The 1,410-nt window shown below is 66.7% G+C and carries 2 protein-coding genes; both read left to right on the top strand.

Translation table 11 applies throughout. The annotated features are described in order from the left end of the window. The first annotated feature begins 107 nt into the window (after nt 1–107). Entirely contained in the window at nt 108–956 is an 849-nt protein-coding gene (locus ACWD4J_RS44080) for an IS5 family transposase (RefSeq protein ID WP_451401194.1), read from the top strand. Then, nucleotides 953–1,369: a hypothetical protein gene (locus tag ACWD4J_RS44075; RefSeq protein ID WP_451401193.1), complete on the top strand. Its 417-nt coding sequence runs from the start codon at nt 953–955 to the stop codon at nt 1,367–1,369. Before ACWD4J_RS44080 ends, ACWD4J_RS44075 begins: the two co-directional genes overlap by 4 nt. Nucleotides 1,370–1,410 lie beyond the last annotated feature (41 nt).

Raw genomic sequence — 1,410 nt, 5'->3', positions numbered from 1 at the left:
CTGAGTGGGCGGTTCGTGAGTCTATGTGTGGTTCTGGTGTCGCCTGATGGTGTGGGCGAAGCCGGAACGTGCCGGTCCGATGCCGGTGGCCTGCTGGGATCGGTGAGGTGAGTGAACGCAAGCCGTACCAGAGCGACTTGACGGACGAGCAATGGGCGTTGATCGAGCCCGTGCTCACGGCCTGGAAGAACCGGCACCGTTCCGTCAGCGGCCACCAGGGCCGTTACTCGATGCGGGAGATCGTGAACTCGATCCTCTATCAGTCCCGGACCGGCTGTCAGTGGGCTCTCCTGCCGAACGACCTGCCGCCGAAGAGCGCGACGTACTACTACTTCGCCGCCTGGCGGGACGACGGTACCGACCAGCAGATCCATGAACTCCTGCGCTGCCAGGTGCGGGAGAGGAACCGGCGATTAGAGGACCCGACCCTGGTGATCCTGGACACCCAGAGCGTCCGGGCGGCCACCGGGGTCCCCGCGGTCACGACGGGCAAAGACGCCGCGAAACGGGTGCCGGGCCGCAAGCGTGGCCTGGCCGTGGACGTCCTCGGCCTGGTCATCGCCGTCACCGTGCTGGCCGCGAGTGTCCACGACAACGCCGCCGGCATCACTCTGCTCGACCAGGTCGCCGTCGCGGCTGGCGGCTCGGTCAGCAAGGCCCTGGTCGACCAGGGCTTCAAGAACCAGGTCGTCACGCACGGGGCCGCCCTCGGCATCGACGTCGAGATCGTCCAGCGGAACCCAGAGGAGCGGGGATTCGTTTCGCAGCCGAAACGGTGGCGGGTGGAGCAGACGTTCGGGACCTTGATACTGCACCGGCGCCTGGTCCGCGACTACGAACACCGCCCGGCCTCCTCCGCCTCCCGCGTCTACTGGGCCATGACCCACGTCATGGCCCGCCGGCTCACCGACATGAACACACTCACCTGGCGCGATCCGCGGGTGGTCGGCGCGTGAACCTGAACCCCCTCCTCCAGGCACTCGACCTTCAGGAAGACGCCGCCCGGGCCCTGGCCGATGATCTCCGCACCCAGATCGACACCCTTCAGACCCAGCTCCGCGAGGCCGAACTACGTCTGGAACACCTCGCCATCACCCGCACCACCATCACCGGCCTCGCCGACCGAATCCCGGCCCAGAGCGCCGACCCATCAGCAAGTCTGGAACTGCCCGAGCACCCGGACTACCCGCGCATCCTCGCCGTCTTCAACGACACCACCGGCCCACTGAGGGCTCGCGACATCTGCCAGGCCCTCGACTTCGAGCTCCTGCCGAAACACGTCGAACGCACCCGCGCCAAGATGAAACGCCTGGTCACACTAGGAATCCTCACCGAGGCCGAGCCCGGCACCTTCAGCAAGAAGCAGTAACCAAGTCCGGAACGGACATCAACTCACGAACCGCCCACTGA

The sequence above is a fragment of the Streptomyces sp. NPDC002577 genome, from assembly GCF_053594815.1.
The sequence above is the reverse complement of the archived record's forward strand: the minus strand, read 5'-3'. Positions and strand labels throughout refer to the sequence as shown.